Raw genomic sequence first — 19,863 nt, 5'->3', positions numbered from 1 at the left:
CTGAGCACAAAAAAACGGATTGACGGTTAACCGTCAATCCGTTTTTTTGATGGTTCAATCGGTTTATTAGCGCCGATGAGAATCGTTAGGCTGACAAGGGTAACGAAGATCGTAGCCCCCATATCGGATAAAATAGCGATCCATAAGGTCAGCCAGCCCGGAATTGTAAGCAATAACGCGATCAGCTTCAGTCCAAGTGCACAGGAGATGTTGAAGAAAATCACACGGTTCATGCGTTTGGCCACTCTAATCGCATCAGGCAGTTTTCCGAGGTGATCCTGCATGAGTACAATATCTGCGGTTTCGATGGCACTGTCCGTCCCTTTGCCCATCGCTATTCCTAGGTTAGCAAAGGCTAACGCAGGAGCATCATTAATGCCGTCTCCGATCATTGCGACTCGTCCGTCTCTTGCGAGTTCTTTGATTTTGTTTACTTTATCCTCTGGCAGCAGTTCTGCATGGTATTCGGATACACCGACGCGCTGTGCTACTTTCTGAGCGGAAATGGCGTGATCCCCGGTTAACATCACGGTGCGCTTCATGCCGAGGCGATGCAATGCATCGATGACGGCGCCGCTCTCTTCGCGAATCTCATCTGCGATTCCAAATAAACCGAGCACTTTTGCGTCATCTGCAACCAGAACGACGGTTAGGCCGCGTTCTTTGAGCAGTCTCAATTGATCTCGCACTTCCGATGGCAAAACAAGATGTGCAAGACTATGTTCATTACCGAGCCAGTAGGTTTGGCCGGAAATAACGGCTTTGACGCCGCGGCCGGGCAATGTCTCAATATCTTCTGCGTGCAGCAGCTCAGCCCCATGCTCCGTTACGGCTTTCATGATCGCTTTGGCTAATGGGTGCGATGAGCTGCGTTCAATCGTTCCTGCAATCGTGAAGAAACGTTTCTCTTCATACACGACTGTTTCCTCCACGATTGGAACTCCTTTGGTGAGTGTGCCTGTTTTATCGAATGCAAGGGTATTGATTTTGCCAAGCTGCTCTAAATACACGCCTCCTTTGACAAGGATCCCGTTTCGAGCGTTTCTGGTAATGCCAGAGATAATCGCAATGGGGGAGGAGAGAATGAGCGCGCATGGACAACCCACGATTAGAACAGCCAGACCTTGATAGAGCCATTTGCTCCAGGAACCATCTAAGAATAGCGGCGGCACCAAAATAACGATTGCAGCGATGGTCATAATGATCGGCGTGTAGATGCGTGAGAAACGATTGATGAAGAGCTCCGTCGGTGTCTTTGTTTCCTGAGCTTCAGCGACCAAATGCAAAATTTTCGCAAGTGAAGAGTCGTTGTACGCTTTCTCGATTTCAACATGAAGCACACCTTCATTATTCAGGCTGCCGCCAAATACTTGATCCCCAATTGTTTTGTCAACGGGAAGCGATTCGCCGGTAATGGCTGCTTCACTTACGGAGCTTCGACCGCTCGAGACCTTACCGTCAGATGGGATTTGAGAGCCCGGGTTCACAATAACGAGATCACCCGGACGAAGTGAAGTGATCGGTACAAGCTTCTCTATTCCATTGACCAGCGTAACAGCTTCCTTCGGCGCTGAATCCAGTAATGCGGACATCGAACGGCGAGCCTTCTCCATACCGAGGCCTTCGAGCCACTCGTTGATACCGAAGAGGAGCGAAACGAAAGCAGCTTCCTTCCATTCCTGTATGCCAATCGCGCCGATTAACGCTATGGTCATTAATGTATCGATATTAAACCGCAGCTTGATTAAGTTTCTGAGGCCGCGCATGAACGTTGTGTACCCGCTTAGAACGATGGATACGAGATAGAGCGCAATGATAAGTCCGGAAATCCAGTACTCCTGTGCAAAAAAAGCAACACCATAAAGGACTGCCGCAGCGATAAGCCCTTTGTTCTCGAGCAGACTGCCGCCGTGCGCGTGAGAATGGTCATGATCGTGACTATCATGCGAATGATCGTGACCATCATGCCCGTGAGCGTAGCTGTGATGATGACTTTTGTTCTGAACAGGATGGTGTGATCCGCCGTGATCATGTGTTTGCCGATGGTCATTCTCATGCTCGTGCTCATGGTCATGCTTGTGACCGTGACCGTGCACATGATCGTGTCCATGATCATGTGCATGTTCATGATCGTGTCCATGATCATGTGCATGTTCATGATCGTGACTGTGCCCATGGTCCTCATGTTTCTCGCCAGCTTCGTGTACGATGAAAGCCCGCTCTTCTTTAAGCAGCTTCTCCACGTCTTGAAGTGAAACCAGAGGAGGGAGTTTCAGTTTGCCTGATGTGTAGCTCAGAGCGGCTTCATTGCCATGCTCAAGCTTGCGAATCTGTCGTTCGAGCTCCAATGTGCAACTCAGACACGAGAGTCCTTTTACGCGATATTCATTCATAGAGACAACCCTCTCTGCACCCTCGATTTATGAGATCTTGCTTTTAGAATAGGTTGATCATGACGAGCTGTCAAACCAATCCATAGTAGCTTTTGTCAGATGCCATAAAATAATAATTGAAGTACAGCCTTTCCAGATGGTACGTTAGTAGAAGATGCAGGCTTTCGAGCGTACTGGGAGGTCGTTTACAATCATGACTCAAATCAACCTTAAGCGCATTAGCGCATTGCTTCTTATCATACACGTTTTCTGTTTTGCTGCTCCAGTTTATGCAGAAGAGGCTGTACAGGCTCAGCCCAACTTAGCTTCGGAATCGGCTATTCTGATGGACGCTCAAACCGGAACCGTATTATTTCAAAAGAATGCCGAGCAGCTGCAGTTTCCGGCTAGTATTACAAAGATCGTAACAGGCATTGTCGCTTTAGAGTATGAAAGCGTTTTATCCAACTTGGTGACGGTGTCAAAGGAAGCCCGAGGTGAAGAGGGGACACGCATCTATCTGGCAGAAGGCGAGCAGGTGTCGCTGGAGAGGCTTCTATATGGGATGCTCATGAATTCCGGCAATGATGCAGCAACGGCGATTGCTGAATATGTAGATGGGTCCAAGGTTAAATTCGCCGAGCGAATGAATGCTTTTGTCAAGGAAAAAGCAGGTGCGGAGCACACCAATTTCGTTAATCCGAGCGGTCTGCCAGACGAAGCGCAGGTCACAACAGCACTCGATATGGCGCGAATCAGCAGATATGCCATGCAAAACGAGATGTTCCGCAAAATCGTCGCAACGAAGCGAATGCCATGGGTAGGCAAGGAGTGGACCTCGTCGCTCATCAACCACAACCAAATGCTCAAAGATTATGAAGGAACTACAGGGATTAAGAACGGATATACACAAGCGGCAGGCTTTACGCTTGTCACGTCGGCCAAACGAGATGGCATGGAACTGATCGGTGTTATTCTAAAGTCCCCGTCTAAGCCAGCTGTTTACGAGGATATGACTGCCATGCTTGATTACGGCTTTGAACATTTTGAACTGAAGCAGCTAATCGCTGCAAATGAATCCTTTCCCTTCACAAGCAGCTCGCCTGCCGAATTCATTGCGAGCGAACCGATGTGGGCGGTCCTCCCCAAAGGAGAGACTCCTGCTGTTACCGTAACCTCCCAAGGAAATGTTTTGGTAACTAGCTCGATTGGGACGGTAGATGCTGGTACAATGGAAGCAGTCAAGCCTGAGCTTCCTGTGTCTGTTGCTTCTGTTACGCCAACGCTGGAAGAAGATGTGAAGATGGCGGCAGACGTACAAAGTGACGAGCCTTCGGGAAGTACGAAGTTGACGATTTTTATCATATGGATGTCATTAATCGTGTACCTGGCGGTGCTTGCGTACTTGAGGCTTAAACGGCAGAAACAGGAGCGTTCGAGTGAATTATAGCTGGATTTAGGCACGAATGGATTCTTTGCGAACAAAGAGGTAAAAGCGGGCTGGACGGCGTATATATAACATGTAACCGTATCCAAAATGAGGAGATGGAAGCGATGAGGATCATGGTAGAACAATCGGCCGCACGCTGGTATATCAGAGAAATGGAATTGTCGGATGGCGATCAATTGCGTATTTTCGTTCGTTTAGGTGGCAGCGGCAGTGTTCAACCAGGCTATTCACTCGGCATTATGAAGGATGAACCAAGAGAACCAGGGCTTCATCAAATTGTGGAAGGCATTACGTTCTTTATGGAAGCGGACAATTTGTGGTATCTGGAGGATCGTGAGTTGCAGATTCGGTTTAACGAGCAAGAGGATGACATCTGGATAGACCTCGTGTAAAAGTTGAACAATACCGTAGAGTAGAAGGGCAGGCTCCGTGCTTGCCCTTCTTTGCGTTCACCTCTATAATGAGTCATTATGGCTTGATAAAGGCGGATTGTCGCATGGATTTTAAGAAATATAAGACCTTCCAAATCGTTGCCGATACACTGAATTTAACAAAAGCTGCGCAACTGCTCGGCTATACGCAGCCGACCATTACCTTGCAGCTGCAATCGCTTGAAAGCGAGCTCGGGGTTACCCTGCTGAATCGTGTCGGGAAGAAGACGTATCTTACGCCATCCGGTAAGCTGGTCAAGCATTACGTCGATCAAACATTTGCGCTGATGGAAGAGATGGAAGCGGAACTCCGCAAACTGGATAATCCGCATGGTTTACTTACCGTGGCAGCACCTGAATTTTATTGTACGCAGTATCTATCACTTATCATTCATTCCTATATTTCGCAAAATCCGAAGGTGAAGCTGCAGCTGTTCTCGTGCGACAGTAACGACGCGATGAGGAAAGTGGCTACGAACGAAGCGGATCTGGCCATCATCGCCGGGCCATGTGAGTCACAGCAGATGGAACTGCTGCCGCTTGGCAAAGAAGATCTTGTACTCGTCACAACCAAAGAGCTGTATGAGAAGCACGACACCCGTACATTGCTTGAAACCTATCCGTTTATCACCTACAAATCCGGTTCCAACATTCAGAGGCTCGTGAACGAATGCTTGCAGGAGTATGGCTTTACGCCTGATAAATATATCGAGTGTGTCACCGACGAAACGATCAAACGCACGGTGATGTATCATACCGGTACCGCATTGCTTGGCTCTGCACTCGTTGAAGACGAGCTCCGCAAAGGCACATTAGCCGAAATCCACCGCTTCCCCGGCAAAATCGAAACCTCCATGGTCATCCTCAAGAAAAGGATCACCGAACAAAACATCCAATCCTTCTCCGAAATCGTCCAGCGAATCTGGAAAGAGTGGGACTAAACTTGTTAACTAAAACCTTCAATCCGAGTTAGAAACGGATTGAAGGTTTTTTGCTCTAAAGTTGCACGGACAACGAAGTAGCATAGAAGAGGGGATGGGTGTGGGGAGTGGAGAAGCGCCAGCGTCCGTATTTGTACTCGAATAATATCCGCAGGGTATTGTTCAAATTAATTCGAGTACAAGAAACGGTCGGAACCCCCACACCCAATCCCCTCCAACGCGCCTCAGTATATCCGTGCATAATAATACATAGGTTTTCCCAATTGTAATCATTAACTATTTCAATTTTTTCATTAAAATTCACTATGCTACAATGGACATACTTGAAGATACGGAAGGAGTGCAGCAGATGAACGCGGTGAGAAACAACAACATTTCCATTATCGGTGTGCCGCTGCAGTATGGTGCAGATCGCAAAGGTGTCGACTTAGGGCCGGATGCGATTCGAGGAGCGAACGTTCATGAACGGTTGAAAACGCTCGGTTTTAACATTGAGGATCTAGGGGATCTCAGCGTACAGCGTATGCTCGAAGCACCGCAGCAAGGCGAGAAATTGAAGCATCTCAGCGAAATAGTACGTGTCAATACGAAGCTTTGCGAACAAGTTTCCGTTGAAATGAGTAAAGGCCAATTCCCGCTCGTTCTGGGCGGTGACCATAGCATTGCGATTGGAACGATAAAAGGCGTACTGCAGCATGTGAAGCGGCTTGGCGTCATCTGGTTTGATGCCCATACGGACGTGAATACACATGAAACGACGAACTCCGGTAATATCCATGGCATGTCCCTGGCAGCCGTACTCGGTTACGGGCATCCTGATCTTATTGGCATAGGCGGCGTGGAGACGAAGCTTCGTCCGGAGAACGTTGTCATTATCGGCGCGCGGTCGATAGACCCGGGCGAGCGTGCTTTTCTGAAGGAGAAAGGCATTCGCGTCTTCACGATGCATGACATTGACCGCAACGGCATGAAACAGGTCATGGAAGAAGCGATTGAGATCGTCACGAATGGAACAGACGGCGTCCATCTGAGCTTGGACCTCGACGGCATGGATCCGTTTGAAGCGCCGGGCGTAGGTACGCCGGTGTCAGGCGGGATGTCTTATCGCGAGAGCCATTTTGCCATGGAATTGCTCTTTGAACGCAATATTCTCGTATCCGCGGAGTTCGTTGAAGTGAATCCGATGCTGGATCAGCATAATAAGACGGCAATGGCCGCAGTCGAATTGATCGGATCGGTGTTTGGCGAACGTATCCTATAACCGCATATGCTGTAACAGACATCGTAAGGGAGAGTGCTAGTATGGGTACCGTGACTAATCGCATTATCGAACAAACGGAGCGCTTCGGAGCACCGAATTATCATCCGCTGCCGATCGTCATCTCCAAGGCTGAAGGCGTATGGGTGGAAGATCCGGAAGGCAACAAGTTTATGGATATGCTGAGCGCGTATTCGGCGCTGAATCATGGACACCGCCATCCCCGCATCATCGCTGCCCTCAAGGAACAGGCAGACAAAGTAACGCTAACCTCGCGTGCATTTCATAATGATCAGCTTGGCGAATTCTATGAGAAGCTTACGGCGTTGACCGGGAAAAGCATGATTCTGCCGATGAACACAGGCGCGGAAGCGGTCGAGACGGCGCTTAAGGCGGTTCGTCGCTGGGCATACAGCGTGAAGCAGGTACCTACAGATCAAGCGGAAATCATCGTATGCGAAGGCAACTTCCACGGACGGACTATTACGGTAACTTCATTCTCTTCCTCGGAGGAATATAAGCAAGGCTTCGGTCCTTTTACACCAGGATTCAAAATCATTCCATACGGCGACCTCGATGCACTTCGAGCAGCCATTACGCCGAACACAGCAGCGTTTCTGGTTGAGCCCATTCAAGGCGAAGCCGGAATTATTATACCGACTGAAGGTTTCCTGAAGGCAGCTGCTGAACTGTGTAAAGAAAGCAATGTGCTGTTTGTGGCAGACGAAATCCAAACCGGATTTGGCCGCACAGGCGAGTTGTTCGCATGCGATTGGGAATCCGTCGAACCGGATATGTACATTATGGGCAAAGCACTGGGCGGCGGCGTATTCCCAATCTCGGCCGTTGCGGCAAATGAAGAAATTCTCGGCGTATTCAGCCCAGGGTCACACGGATCGACATTCGGCGGCAACCCGCTTGGCTGCGCGGTTGCGATCGCTGCACTCGATGTCTTGAAGGATGAAGAGCTGGTGAAACGCTCGAATGAGCTCGGGGCTTATTTCTTAGAGCAGCTTCGTCTAATTGCGAATCCGGTTATTAAAGAAGTACGGGGACGCGGTTTGTTCATCGGCCTGGAGCTGCACGGTGAAGCTCGGCCTTATTGCGAGAAGCTGAAGGAGCTGGGCATTTTGTGCAAAGAAACGCATGAAACGACCATTCGCTTTGCACCACCGCTTACGATTACGAAAGAACAGCTGGATTGGGCGCTCGAGCGAATCAAGCAGCTTTTCTAGACCGGGCAGCAGCCGGCAACGAGCACGTAGACGACGAGTAGGATGGTGGGCCACGATGGCAGAAGTTAACCAAGCAGCAGATAAGAAGAAACTAAGTTTGATCGCGGTGCCATTCGGACTCGGTGCAGGAAGACCGGGAACAGAAGAAGGGCCGGAGAGCATGATGCAGGTCGGATTATTGCGTCAGCTCCGCAAGACAGCCTACGAGATTATAGGCGATTACAAAGTAAAGTGCCCGCAGAAGCCGACAGCGGCGTCTGCCAAAGATTCAAGTCTCAAGCATTTGCCTGAAGTGAAGGAAATGAGCAAGCAAGTGGCTGATCTCGTCGCACAAGAAGTGGGCAAAGGCAGCATTCCGCTTGTGCTGGGTGGCGACCACAGTGTAACGATCGGTGTACTGGCAGGTCTTGCGAAGGAAATCGCAAGCGTTGGCGTAATCTACTTCGATGCGCATGCCGGGCTTAATACGGAAGAGAATACGCCAACAGGCAAAATGGGCGGCATGTCGCTAGCCGTTGCACTTAGCAAAGCCAAGCTTACCCTTGCCGATATTACGAGCGGAGTATCGACCACAGCGATTAAGAAAGAAAATGTGGTCCTAATCGGAGTCCGTGATGTAGAACCGGAAGAGAGAGCACTTATTCTGTCCGAAGGCATTACCGTATTTACGATGCATGAGATTGACCGAATGGGCATTGAGAAGGTTATTGCCAAGGCTGTTGAAATTGCAGGTCGAGGCACAGATGGCATTCATGTAAGCTTCTCCGCAGACTGCCTCGATCCGATGGAAGCACCGGGAGTCGGCATGCAAGTTCCCGGTGGACTGACCTATCGTGAAGCGCATTTTGCGTGCGAGCTGCTGGCTGAGGCGAATCGGATCATCTCCATCGATGTGGTCGAAGTGAACTCGATGATGGATGAAAGCCGCCGAACGGCTCGTCTTGCTATCGGGCTGATTGCTTCTCTGCTCGGTAAACGAATTCTATAGCGACCATACAAAAGCCGTCACGATTACGATCTCAGGATCGCACTCGTAACGGCTTTTGTGTTTTGCAAATCCGGTCAGTCCGGTGTCTATTCCAGCCCGAATTCCTTCATCTTGTTATAAAGCGTGCCTCTGGACACTCCGAGCAGCTTGGCAGCGGCGCTCTTATTGCCGGCTGTCTTCGCCAGCGCATCGTGAATGAGCGACTGTTCTTCTTCATTGTTGATGCTTGCCTTCAATCGCTTCTCACCTTCCGAGGAGTGCGAGTCGGCATCCTTGCGAGTCAGTGCCAGACTGGGTTGTCTGGCTTGCAGAGTTATAGGCAAGTGCTCCAGTGCAATCGTATCTTCGTCACTCAATATGATGCAGCGTTCGATCACATTGCGAAGCTCAAGGATGTTGCCCGGCCAATCATAATTGGCGAATGCCAGCATCACTTCGGGAGAGAGCGATGGCAGCGGCTTCTGATAATGAAGCGAGAACTGTTTCAGGTACATCTGCAGCATAGCAGGAATATCTTCCGGCCGTTCGCGAAGCGGCGGGATGGAGAGGGAGACGACATTCAGCGCATAATACAAATCGGACCGGAAAAGCTGCTCTGCTACTCTAGCCGCCAAGTCAGTCGTCGATGCCGCGATAATTCGCGTTCGAAGCGCAATTGGCTTACTGCCGCCGGTACGGGTAATGGTCTGCTGCGAAATGTAATGATACAGCTTCGCTTGCAGTTCCAGTGACAGGCGGTCGATTTCGTTAATGAACAAGGTGCCGTCCTTTGCTTGCTCCAGCTTACCGGCTTCCCCGGATTCGGCTCCGGTGAATGCTCCTCCCTGGAATCCGAACAGTTCTGTTTCCAAAAGGCCCATGGGGACGATGCCGCAATTCACGGACAGAAACGCGTGATCGGCACGCGGTCCGGAATTATGAATGATTTGAGCGAGCTGCTCCTTGCCGACGCCGCCTTCACCGATGAGCAGAACGGGCGTATCGGTTGCGGCAACCTTCTTAGCCCATTGCATGACTTTGCCGATCGCAGGCCCTTTGCCCTTCATAAGCGAGAACAGTTCCTTATCGGCGGATTTCTGCAGATGCGAGAAGGTGTGAGCTGAGCTCAGCTGTTCGTTGAGTCTAACGAGCTGCGTAATATCCTGTTCGGCTGCGATACCGCCGATGATAACACCCTGTGGATCACGAATGGGAGCTGCATTAATAAGGACATGAGTGTCTTCGCGCGGCCGATGATAGGTGTTGCGAATCAGTCTGCCTTCATCAAGTATTTTCAATACCATCAGTGTTTCTGTATCAAAATGTTCCCCGATTCGTCGGCCAAGAATGTCGGCTTTGGGTAAGTTATAGATTTCTTCCGCGACCGGGTTCCAGCAAATCACCTCGCCGCTTCGATCGACAACCGTGATTGCTTCCGTTACGGTTTCCGAGAGCGTGCTGAAGTAGGCCGACCAGCGCTGCCGCTCCGAATGGAGGTGACGAACCAGTTCGGATAAATGAATGTAGCCCAGAATCGTACCGCTCGCATCACGAAGAAGTACGGGGCGATTCGTCGTGGAGGGTAGTAGGTTAAAGGAGTCATTCACGACTTCGCATAGGACAGAACGAAACCAAGGATTCTCCATAAGAATCTCCGGTGCCGATGCTTGCTTGTTCAGAAGTCCGTTGTTATCGAAGAGCGCAAGATCCTCCGGAATGACGAGGACAGCTTGTTTCATGTCTTCCTTAATAGCAAGAATGACGGCTTTGCCATCTCTTAATGGTTGCAGCAGCTGTTCTACTGTCGCTGCACCAGGAAGAAACATGACTTGATTGTTCAATGGCAGTTGTTCAACTTTGAACATAATGACCCTCGCTCTGGCGTAAGATGACTCAAATTTACCATACTTTGTCGGAGTTATTCAACAAAATTGCCCATGGAGCAGCTTGTACAGTTGTTCAAAACATTGGATGAACACTATTTTTGAACAACTACTGTTCAATTTGATGCTGTTAGTGTATAATTCATTGTAGTGAAATGAACAGTATTGTACAACTCCACGGGGGGGACTTGATGGCATGGAAATGATGCTTCGAAATATGTTTCAAGCATTAGGCAAGAGCCGATCTGCCAACCGTTTAGCTAAGAAATATGGTCTTCGCTTTGGCGCAGCCCGTTTTGTCGCAGGCGAGACGATTAAACAATCGATAGATGCCGTACGCAAACTCAATGAAGACGGTTGTATTGCGACACTCGATCATTTGGGTGAATTTGTATTTAGTGAAGAAGAGGCACGCGAGTCCGCAGAGATGTGTATTCAGACACTTGATGCGATCGCAAGCTCCGGTGTTACGTCCAATCTGTCGCTTAAAATGACCTCGCTGGGCCTGGATATCAGCCGCGAGTTATGCATGAGCAATATGAGACGGATTCTGACTCGTGCACGGATGCATCATAATTTTGTCCGCATTGACATGGAAGATTACGCGCACTGCCAAGTGTCAATCGATATCTACGAAGAGCTTCGCAAGGAATTCGACAACGTCGGCATCGTCATTCAAGCCTACTTGTACAGGACGGAGCAAGATATTCAGAACTTGAATGCACTTAGCGCTAATTTGCGCCTTGTGAAAGGTGCTTATAAGGAATCGCCTGAAGTAGCATTCCCCGAGAAGAAAGATGTTGATGACAATCTTAAGCGAATCATCCAGCAGCACATGAAGAACGGCAATTATACCGCTGTAGCCAGCCATGATCCTGCCATTATTGATTTTACGAAAGCATTCGTGCAAGTGGAGGGCATTTCCAAGGAACGCTTCGAGTTCCAAATGCTGTACGGGATTTGCGAGGATCTTCAGAAGCAGCTTGTGCAAGAAGGCTACCGCGTTCGTGTTTATGTTCCTTATGGCGTTGATTGGTTCGGATATTTCATGCGCCGCTTGGCGGAACGTCCTGCCAACGTTTGGTTCGTCCTTAAGAACATGTTTAAATAACACGCGCTTACTCATACATGAATAAAATAGACCCGTAACCGGGAGAGGAGCATGACAATGATGAAAACATACACAGAAGTTAAACCATATGCAAACGAGCCGTTCACGAACTTTGCGCTTGAAGAGAATAAGAAAGCAATGGAAGCGGCAATTGCAAAGGTGAAATCTGAACTGGGTCGTCATTATCCGCTTACGATCGGCGGCGAGAAAATCGAGACGGAAGCGAAAATTACGTCGATTAATCCCGGTAATGTGGACGAAGTGATCGGTTATGTGAGTAAAGCCGACCAGAAGCTAGCTGAGCAAGCGATGCAAGCGGCATTGACAACATTCGAAACGTGGAAGAAAGTGCCTGCTCGCGAACGTGCGGAATACTTGTTCAAAGCCGCGCATCTAATGCGTGAGCGCAAGCATGAGTTCTCTGCAACGATGATCCTTGAATCCGGCAAAAACTATGTGGAAGCTGATGTTGATACGGCGGAAGCAATCGACTTCCTGGAGTTCTATGGTCGTGAAATGATACGCCTCAGCAACACGAACGAGACGCAGCCGCTTACGAAGATTCCGGGGGAAGACAACAAAATCTCTTACATTCCGCTTGGCGTAGGCGTTGTGATTCCGCCATGGAACTTCCCGCTTGCGATATGTGCGGGTATGACGACAGCAGCGGTTGTATCGGGTAACACAGTGCTACTGAAACCAGCATCGACAACACCGGTTATCGCGCATAAATTCTTCGCTCTCATGGAAGAAGTAGGCTTGCCGGCAGGCGTAATCAACTTTATTCCGGGCAGCGGCGCTGAAGTCGGCGACTACCTGACGACGCATCCGAAAACTCGTTTCATCAGCTTTACTGGCTCCAAAGAAGTTGGTCTTCGTATCAACAAGCTGGCGGCTGACACGGTTCCGGGTCAAATTTGGATCAAACGGGTTATTGCTGAGATGGGCGGGAAAGACGGTATCGTGGTCGATGAGACAGCTGATTTGGAAGCGGCAGCGGCGGCAATCGTAGCATCTGCATTCGGTTTCCAAGGCCAGAAGTGTTCGGCAGGCTCGCGTGCGGTTATTGTAGAATCTGTTTACGATCAAGTGGCTGAACGTGTTGTCGAATTGACGAAGAAGTTGAAGTGGGGTCTGCAAGAGCATGATTTTGCTGCAGGTCCAGTTATTGATAAAACTTCCTATGACCGCATTCTTGATTATATCGAAGTCGGCAAACAAGAGGGGACACTGCTTGTTGGCGGTGACAAAGCAGAAGGCAACGGCTACTACATCCAACCGACAGTGTTCGGTGATGTAGGCGGCAAAGCACGGATCATGCAAGAAGAGATCTTCGGACCGGTACTGGCGCTTGCTAAAGCGAAAGACTGGCAGGAAGCCATTGCAATGTACAACGATACCGAGTTTGGTTTGACAGGTTCCTACTTCTCCACTGACGAAGATCGGATTGCAGAAGCGCTGGAAACGGTACATTGCGGTAACTTGTATATCAACCGTAAATGCACAGGCGCACTTGTAGGTGTTCATCCGTTTGGCGGCTTCAATATGTCCGGTACGGATTCCAAAGCTGGCGGCTATGATTACTTGCTGCTCTTCACTCAAGCTAAACTGACTTCCCGCAAAATCTAATGAACTTTGCGGCCCTCTATGCAAATTGCTTGGAGGGCCTTTTTCTCTTCACACACACTTGAGGGGGCCCAAAACAGATGAATAAGGTCAAAGAAAATGTTGATGTACTTGCAAGAACGCAGCAAGTAATTGAAACGGCTTTAACTAAACTTGGATATGAGAGCGCTTTCTATGAGCTGCTTAAAGAGCCATTGCGTCTGCTAACCGTCCGTATCCCGGTGAAAATGGATGATGGCAAGGTGAAGGTGTTCACAGGCTACCGTGCGCAGCATAATGATGCGGTCGGACCGACTAAAGGCGGTGTTCGTTTCCATCCGGATGTTACGCAGGAAGAAGTGAAAGCGCTGTCGATGTGGATGAGCATCAAGTGCGGCGTGACGAACTTACCCTATGGCGGCGGAAAGGGCGGCATTCAGTGTGATCCGCGTACGATGTCCTTCGGTGAATTGGAGCGACTTAGCCGTGGCTATGTAAGAGCGATCAGTCAAGTTGTCGGACCGACGAAGGATATTCCGGCTCCTGATGTGTTTACGAATTCGCAGATTATGGCGTGGATGATGGACGAATACAGCCGCATCCGCGAGTTTGACTCCCCAGGTTTTATTACGGGCAAACCTCTAGTGCTTGGCGGTTCGATCGGCCGTGAATCGTCAACAGCGCTGGGTGTCAGCATCGTGATGAACGAAGCGGCCAAAGTACTCGGTATTCCGATTCAGAAGGCGCGCGTCATCATTCAAGGGTTCGGGAATGCAGGCAGTTATTTGGCCAAATTCCTCCATGATGCCGGTGCAACGATCGTCGGAATTTCCGATGCGGCTGGGGCACTCTATAATCCGGATGGGCTTGATATCGATCATTTGATGGACCGCCGCGATTCATTTGGCTGTGTGACGAATCTCTTCCCGAATCGAATTACCAATCAGGAATTATTGATTCAGGATTGCGATATCCTAATCCCAGCGGCGATCGAGAATCAAATTACGGAAGACAATGCACATCTGATTAAAGCAAAGCTGCTCGTAGAAGCTGCGAATGGACCTACGACTCAGATGGCCACACAAATTTTAACCGAACGCGGAATTATGATCGTTCCCGATGTGCTTGCGAGCGCCGGCGGCGTGGTTGTATCTTATTTCGAATGGGTACAAAATAATCAGGGATACTATTGGACAGAAGAAGAAGTGAACGATCGGCTGAAAAAGATACTTGTGGATGCATTCAACAATGTATACCGCACATCACAAGAGAAGAAGACAGATATGAGGCTGTCCGCCTATATGGTAGGATTAAAGCGGGTAGCTGAAGCTGTAAGATGGAGAGGTTGGGTCTAAGATGGCACAAACCAGTATTATTTTCAGGTTGGAGCTTGATCACAAGAAAGTTACCTTCGGGGATGTTGCCGCAACAATTAGCAAGGCGGGCGGGGATATCACATCGATTGACGTCATCCGCCCGGGACATGACACGTCTACGCGCGATATTACGGTAGATCTCTCAGATAAGAATGAATCTGTTATGGTGGATGCGCTTCGTGGATTGGACGGCATCACCGTTATCAACGCATCGGACCGTACGTTCTTGGTTCACTTAGGCGGTAAAATCACCATTCAGCCGACGCTGCCTATTAAGAATCGCGATGATCTCTCGAAGGTGTATACGCCTGGAGTTGCACGTGTGTGTACGGCCATAGCTGAGAATCCAAATAAGGCGTATTCTTTGACGATCAAGCGTAATACAGTCGCAGTCGTTTCGGACGGAACAGCCGTTCTCGGTCTTGGCGATATCGGGCCTTATGCGGCAGCACCCGTCATGGAAGGAAAGGCGATGCTGTTCAAGCAGCTTGCAGGCGTGGATGCATTCCCAATCTGTCTGGATACGAAGGATACTGAAGAAATCATTCGGACGATCAAGGTGATGAGTCCGATCTTCGGCGGCATCAACCTGGAGGATATCAGCTCGCCGCGCTGCTTCGAAATCGAAAGCAGGCTTGCCGATGAGCTAGATATTCCGGTCTTCCATGATGATCAGCATGGTACAGCCGTTGTCGTTATCGCAGGGCTGCTGAACGCGCTCAAGGTAGTCGGTAAACGGATTGAGAATATTCGCGTAGTCGTAAACGGCATTGGCGCAGCAGGCGTTTCGATCTGTAAAATGCTGCTGCAAGCCGGTGTGAAGCGGCTTGTCCCCGTTGACCGTGACGGTGCAATTGTACGCGGTGGATCGTATGATCATCACCCGATGTGGCAATGGCTATCAGAGCAGCCACAAGTTGAAATGAACAGCGGCACGTTGAAGGAAGTCATTGCAGGCGCAGATGTATTTATCGGTGTATCACGTGCACGCGTGCTTGGCGAGGAAGATGTGAAACGAATGGCACCGGGAAGCATCGTATTCGCGATGGCAAATCCGGAGCCGGAGATTACTCCGGAAGAGGCGCTGCCGCATGTGGCCGTATTTGCAACGGGCCGAAGTGATTATCCGAATCAAATCAACAATGTGCTTGTATTTCCGGGCTTGTTCCGCGGAGCACTCGATTGCCGGGCAAGACGAATCAATGAACCGATGAAACTCGCGGCTGCAAGAGCGATCGCGTCTGTCGTTTCAAGCAGCGAGTTGAATGAGCACTACATAATTCCGAGTATTTTCAACGAGCAGGTCGTGATCCAGGTTCGCAAAGCGGTCATCGAAGCGGCTATTCTGACGAATGTCGCGAGACGGACGCCGCCGGAATATCGTTAATCGACTTGTATGAGTTATGATATAGAGCTGCAAGTTAAGGGGTAGTTGGCCTTTCTTGCAGTTTTTTTATAGGTTTCATGTTCGCGTTTACAAGTGGTTTTCGTTTATTTATGATGGACTCGTAGCTATTATCTTACATTTGCAAGGAGAGGGACGTTCTGAATCATAAACAGCTGGCATCATCATGTTTTAACAAAGTTTGGGATCTGCTCAGCAAGGAAGAGCGCACAGAGCAGGAGAACGAAGAGATGGTTCATCTCTGCCACAGCTCTTTCTGGCACTGGACGCAGGTGGAAGAGCATACGCCTACGAATTTATCTGTTGGCTACTGGCAGCTTGCTCGCGTTTACGCTGTTAGCGGACAAGGCGGACAAGCGTTGGACTATGCCAATAAATGTTTGAAGGTCAGCGCTGAAGCAGAACTGGATGCTTTCTACATGGCCTATGGGTATGAAGCTGCTGCTCGGGCTTACTCGGTATTGGGGCAGCCGGACAACAGGAAAGAAGCAGCTTCACATGCTGCCGATTATGTGGAGCAAATTGTGGATGCAGAGAGCAAAAGCTGGGTGGTTGCTGATCTTGCAACGATCTAGATGAGTGAGCCAACTCATACAAGTTATTGTTGCGCAAAAGGCAACATTACCTCCTATTTCAACCATAAATAGCTGCTTTGTTGCTCGAAAATCAACATTTTCTTCTAGGGCGAGCGATATAAGGACATTTCGAGCAACAATGTTGCACAATGCACAACAATTCCAACTACGTAACCACTAACCGCTGTTTTTGTTGCACATAAAGCAACATATGCAAGAGAATAGGCACCTAAGGCAAGGTGTTTGAGTTAGTTTAGAAGCCGAGAGTCGGATTTCTCGACTCTCAGTTCGAGCCAGCAGGGTGTTCGGGTTGGTTTGCAAGCTGAGAGTCGGTTTATCCGACTCTCAGCTTTATTTAGGTCGAGTTTAGCAGGTGAGAGTCGGATTTCTCGACTCTCAGCTCAAGTGAGCAAGGTGTTCGGGTTAGTTTGAAAGCTGAGAGTCGGTTTATCCGACTCTCAGCTTTATTTAGGTGGAGTTTGGCAGCTGAGAGTCGGATTTCTCGACTCTTAGCTCAAGCGAGCAAGGTGTTCGGGTTAGTTTGAAAGCTGAGAGTCGGTTTATCCGACTCTCAGCTTTATTTAGGTGGAGTTTAGCAGCTGAGAGTCGGATTTCTCGACTCTCAGCTCTAGCCAGCAGGGTGTTCGGGTTAGTTTGAGAGCTGAGAGTCGGATTTTCCGACTCTCGGCTTCATTTTGGTGGAGTTTGGCAGTTGAGAATCGGATTTCCCGACTCTCAGCTCTAGCCAGCAAGGTGCTTGGCTTAATGAATGCCGCTACTGCTTCACTTGGATCTCATCGATAAACGTCCAAGCGCTGCTGGCTGGCTCGATCAGTACCTTCACGTATCGACCAGTAACGCTGCTGAGGCCGGTCACTTTGTACGTTTTCGTTTGATCCGTGGCGCTGACTGCCGGTTTGTTGACGACACCGACTTGCGTGAAGTTCACGTTGTCCGGCGAAGTGAAGTACGTCACCTTCTTGGGAAGCAGGATATAAACCGATTTGACTTGAAGGAAGTTCGATGTCACTTCTTTAATCGTCTTAGAGGTGCCGAGGTCAATGGTGAACGTGTAAGTGCTTCCCGTGTTGCGGCCTTGCCATGCAGCATCAGAATATACAGTAGAACCGAAGCTGCTGTTCGTTAATTCTCCGCCACTGTCCGGATAGGCGGCATCTGCGGCAAGTGTCGTCGTATAGGTCTTACCTGCCGACAGATTCGTAGGATAGCTCGTGCCGGCTAAGGTGGTGACGGATATTTGCGACGACTGAGCGGAATTGTTTCCTGCTGCATCGAACGCTTGCACTTTGTACGTATAGGTCGTACTGGCGTTAAGCTGACTATCGTCAAATGTTGTGCCTGCGGAATAAGCGGTCCAGACAAGCTCGTTGTTTCGATAGATTTTGTAGCCGACTACACCAGTGGTATCTGTGGAAGCCGTCCAGCTGAGATGAGTGGATATCGAAGTTGTGGAGGAAGAAGCGAGAGAGGTAGGGGTAGTAGGCGCTGCAGCATCTAAGGTTCCGGAGGTTACGTAATTCTGATAAGTGGTGTAATAGAGCGGATTGACTTGCTGCGGACTGAGATAGTGATTAAAGCTGAAGCTGAGATAGCCTGTAACATAAGTCGAGACGGCATTAATATCTGCCACCATCATACTTAGATCCATCGGCTGAAAATCAAGATTGAACGTCTCGGCATCATCCCAGAGCAGCATGGCCGGCCTCGCGTTCGTAATGGCTGCTTTCGTTGCGGAGAACCAAGCTCCGAGCTGCCCCGTCGTAGCATGACCTGCGCCGACGCCATCTTGCAGGGCAAGAATATCAAGCGAGCTGTTCGGAAGAATCGCTTCCCACATCGTTTGCCAGCCGGAAGAGGTTTGGCCGCCGGAGGTGTTATAGAACGGCGAAATCATCACTTTTAGTGCAGGATTAAGTGTCTTGATATACCCGGCTACCGTTTGATAAAACGTGTTCATCCTGCTCCATTCAGTGGAAGTCGGGAAGTTCCAGTTATCGACCTCGAACGAGAGGTAGAAGCCTTTCAGCGATGCATTCGTCCCATACTTGGCATATAGATCACCCGCAAGCGTTTTGGCGAAATTCGCTTCATTTGTCAGCCATGTATTGTCGCTTGCATATTTGCCGAACCAGTCTTCATTGAGCTGCAAACCAAGGTAGGTATCGACGCCATACGTGTTCCCTTTGGCTAATGCTTTGGATACGACATCGATTGACGTATTTTGCGTGTAACCGCTAAGTGCGGTGGTCGGATAAATCATGGTGTGGGATTTGCTGTTTGCGGTCCACTGCACCACCATCTGATTGATGCCGACATCGACCATTTTCTGATACTCGGTGTTCCACTGCGTATCTGACCAAGTATTACCGAGATCTGGCTGGAGAAACGTACCGCTCAGCTTCGGGACACCGGATAATGAGGCGGGGCTCACTTCCCATTCGTCAATAAACGACCAGGTGCTTGCTGCGCTGGTAACCGTAATTCGAACATAACGCGCGGAGAGGGTGGAGGCAGCCGAGCAGGTGTAAGGGACGGCAACGATATCCACGCCAGCCCCTTGCGTGGAGACCGTACAAGCTGTTGAGTAGCTGCTTCCGTTCGTAGAATAAGCGTAAGTTACGAGTGACGGAGTTTGGATGGCAGCGCCGGTGTACTTGAAGAAATTGGACTTGAAGTCTTTGAACGATTGCGCAGATCCGAGGTCAACGGTGAAGCTGTAGCTGGTCGTGTTGAAGCGTCCTTGCCAGTTTGCATCTGCCAGAAGTGGGGAAGCGTAAGTGCCGTTCGTCAACTCAGCGGTGCTGGTGTCGGGGTAACTGGCATCTGCGGCGGTTGAAGACGTGTAGGTTTTACCAAGTACGAGATTCGTGCCCGAAGCGATTGCTTCGTTGGTACCAGGCGCTGCAATTCCGATCAGGGAGAACACGAGGAAGAAAGCAAGCAGCAATGAGAGAGTACTCCTTTTCATAAACGACCTCCTTTAAGGTGGGTTGTATGAATGGAATAAACCACATTAATTTAAATATAATGTGGAGTATTACACCACACAACGCCAGATTACTCGCATCGGGAGAGGAAGTCAATCCTTTTTAGTGCCCATGTGAGGGTTGATTTTGTGAAAAATATCCTTTACAGCATCTGGAACCCATACTATAATTGGAGGAAATAACCGTCATAAACACTCAACTTGGAGTTTTATACCGCACATTTGATTCAACCGTTTCAGCAGCGAT

At 49.5% G+C, this 19,863-nt stretch carries 14 protein-coding genes; 11 read left to right on the top strand and 3 right to left on the bottom strand.

The features are described 5' to 3' along the window. Window positions 1-26: 26 nt before the first annotated feature. On the bottom strand, window positions 27-2,393 hold the full coding sequence (locus AC506A_RS06930; protein ID WP_495460233.1) for a heavy metal translocating P-type ATPase: 2,367 nt from the start codon (window positions 2,391-2,393) through the stop codon (window positions 27-29). A gap of 193 nt (window positions 2,394-2,586) precedes the next feature. Here AC506A_RS06930 and AC506A_RS06925 point away from each other — a divergent pair, with 193 nt between their 5' ends. From AC506A_RS06925 to rocF (AC506A_RS06900), 6 genes are all read left to right on the top strand, one after another. Continuing rightward, window positions 2,587-3,822 carry a D-alanyl-D-alanine carboxypeptidase family protein gene (locus AC506A_RS06925; protein WP_495460232.1) on the top strand — a complete coding sequence of 412 codons (1,236 nt, stop codon included), beginning with the start codon at window positions 2,587-2,589 and terminating at the stop codon, window positions 3,820-3,822. 104 nt (window positions 3,823-3,926) lie between these two features. Further along, window positions 3,927-4,214, top strand: a complete 288-nt coding sequence (locus tag AC506A_RS06920; RefSeq protein WP_495460231.1) for a HesB/YadR/YfhF family protein — start codon at window positions 3,927-3,929, stop codon at window positions 4,212-4,214. Between the two features lie 104 nt (window positions 4,215-4,318). Continuing rightward, window positions 4,319-5,194, top strand: a complete 876-nt coding sequence (locus AC506A_RS06915) for a LysR family transcriptional regulator (RefSeq protein WP_495460230.1) — start codon at window positions 4,319-4,321, stop codon at window positions 5,192-5,194. Between the two features lie 349 nt (window positions 5,195-5,543). After that, window positions 5,544-6,455, top strand: coding sequence for an arginase (gene rocF / locus AC506A_RS06910; protein WP_495460229.1), 912 nt, complete (start codon window positions 5,544-5,546; stop codon window positions 6,453-6,455). Window positions 6,456-6,496: 41 nt separating this feature from the next. Continuing rightward, the gene (locus tag AC506A_RS06905) at window positions 6,497-7,687 is read left to right on the top strand and encodes an ornithine--oxo-acid transaminase (protein WP_495460228.1); all 1,191 of its coding nucleotides are present in this window, start codon (window positions 6,497-6,499) and stop codon (window positions 7,685-7,687) included. A 55-nt stretch (window positions 7,688-7,742) separates the two neighbouring features. Then, window positions 7,743-8,675 (top strand): arginase, encoded by a 933-nt coding sequence (rocF, locus tag AC506A_RS06900; RefSeq protein WP_495460227.1) that lies wholly within the window; start codon window positions 7,743-7,745, stop codon window positions 8,673-8,675. A gap of 86 nt (window positions 8,676-8,761) precedes the next feature. Here rocF (AC506A_RS06900) and AC506A_RS06895 read toward each other — a convergent pair whose 3' ends face one another. After that, a complete protein-coding gene (locus tag AC506A_RS06895; RefSeq protein WP_495460226.1) occupies window positions 8,762-10,519 on the bottom strand; it encodes a sigma-54 interaction domain-containing protein in 1,758 nt (585 codons plus the stop codon). Between the two features lie 214 nt (window positions 10,520-10,733). Here AC506A_RS06895 and AC506A_RS06890 point away from each other — a divergent pair, with 214 nt between their 5' ends. From AC506A_RS06890 to AC506A_RS06870, 5 genes are all read left to right on the top strand, one after another. After that, window positions 10,734-11,648, top strand: a complete 915-nt coding sequence (locus AC506A_RS06890; protein WP_495460225.1) for a proline dehydrogenase family protein — start codon at window positions 10,734-10,736, stop codon at window positions 11,646-11,648. A gap of 60 nt (window positions 11,649-11,708) precedes the next feature. Next, window positions 11,709-13,277, top strand: coding sequence for an L-glutamate gamma-semialdehyde dehydrogenase (gene pruA, locus AC506A_RS06885; protein WP_495460983.1), 1,569 nt, complete (start codon window positions 11,709-11,711; stop codon window positions 13,275-13,277). Between the two features lie 77 nt (window positions 13,278-13,354). Then, window positions 13,355-14,608, top strand: a complete 1,254-nt coding sequence (locus tag AC506A_RS06880) for a Glu/Leu/Phe/Val family dehydrogenase (RefSeq protein ID WP_495460224.1) — start codon at window positions 13,355-13,357, stop codon at window positions 14,606-14,608. Window position 14,609: 1 nt separating this feature from the next. Beyond that, entirely contained in the window at window positions 14,610-16,016 is a 1,407-nt protein-coding gene (locus tag AC506A_RS06875; protein ID WP_495460223.1) for an NAD-dependent malic enzyme, read from the top strand. Between the two features lie 248 nt (window positions 16,017-16,264). Then, entirely contained in the window at window positions 16,265-16,609 is a 345-nt protein-coding gene (locus tag AC506A_RS06870; RefSeq protein ID WP_495460222.1) for a hypothetical protein, read from the top strand. Window positions 16,610-17,384: 775 nt separating this feature from the next. Here the strand turns inward: AC506A_RS06870 and AC506A_RS06865 are convergent. Beyond that, window positions 17,385-19,598 carry a DUF4434 domain-containing protein gene (locus AC506A_RS06865; RefSeq protein ID WP_495460221.1) on the bottom strand — a complete coding sequence of 738 codons (2,214 nt, stop codon included), beginning with the start codon at window positions 19,596-19,598 and terminating at the stop codon, window positions 17,385-17,387. Window positions 19,599-19,863 lie beyond the last annotated feature (265 nt).

It is taken from the genome of Paenibacillus sp. N22P23 (assembly GCF_059383735.1).
This window is presented reverse-complemented; position numbering and strand designations above follow the sequence as displayed.

Coding starts and splice junctions, on each gene's coding strand:
- AC506A_RS06930 (WP_495460233.1), bottom strand. CDS start 2,393: ATGAATGAATATCGCGTAAAAGGACTCTCGTGTCTGAGTTGCACATTG.
- AC506A_RS06925 (WP_495460232.1), top strand. CDS start 2,587: ATGACTCAAATCAACCTTAAGCGCATTAGCGCATTGCTTCTTATCATA.
- AC506A_RS06920 (WP_495460231.1), top strand. CDS start 3,927: ATGAGGATCATGGTAGAACAATCGGCCGCACGCTGGTATATCAGAGAA.
- AC506A_RS06915 (WP_495460230.1), top strand. CDS start 4,319: ATGGATTTTAAGAAATATAAGACCTTCCAAATCGTTGCCGATACACTG.
- rocF (WP_495460229.1), top strand. CDS start 5,544: ATGAACGCGGTGAGAAACAACAACATTTCCATTATCGGTGTGCCGCTG.
- AC506A_RS06905 (WP_495460228.1), top strand. CDS start 6,497: ATGGGTACCGTGACTAATCGCATTATCGAACAAACGGAGCGCTTCGGA.
- rocF (WP_495460227.1), top strand. CDS start 7,743: ATGGCAGAAGTTAACCAAGCAGCAGATAAGAAGAAACTAAGTTTGATC.
- AC506A_RS06895 (WP_495460226.1), bottom strand. CDS start 10,519: ATGTTCAAAGTTGAACAACTGCCATTGAACAATCAAGTCATGTTTCTT.
- AC506A_RS06890 (WP_495460225.1), top strand. CDS start 10,734: ATGGAAATGATGCTTCGAAATATGTTTCAAGCATTAGGCAAGAGCCGA.
- pruA (WP_495460983.1), top strand. CDS start 11,709: ATGAAAACATACACAGAAGTTAAACCATATGCAAACGAGCCGTTCACG.
- AC506A_RS06880 (WP_495460224.1), top strand. CDS start 13,355: ATGAATAAGGTCAAAGAAAATGTTGATGTACTTGCAAGAACGCAGCAA.
- AC506A_RS06875 (WP_495460223.1), top strand. CDS start 14,610: ATGGCACAAACCAGTATTATTTTCAGGTTGGAGCTTGATCACAAGAAA.
- AC506A_RS06870 (WP_495460222.1), top strand. CDS start 16,265: ATGGTTCATCTCTGCCACAGCTCTTTCTGGCACTGGACGCAGGTGGAA.
- AC506A_RS06865 (WP_495460221.1), bottom strand. CDS start 19,598: ATGAAAAGGAGTACTCTCTCATTGCTGCTTGCTTTCTTCCTCGTGTTC.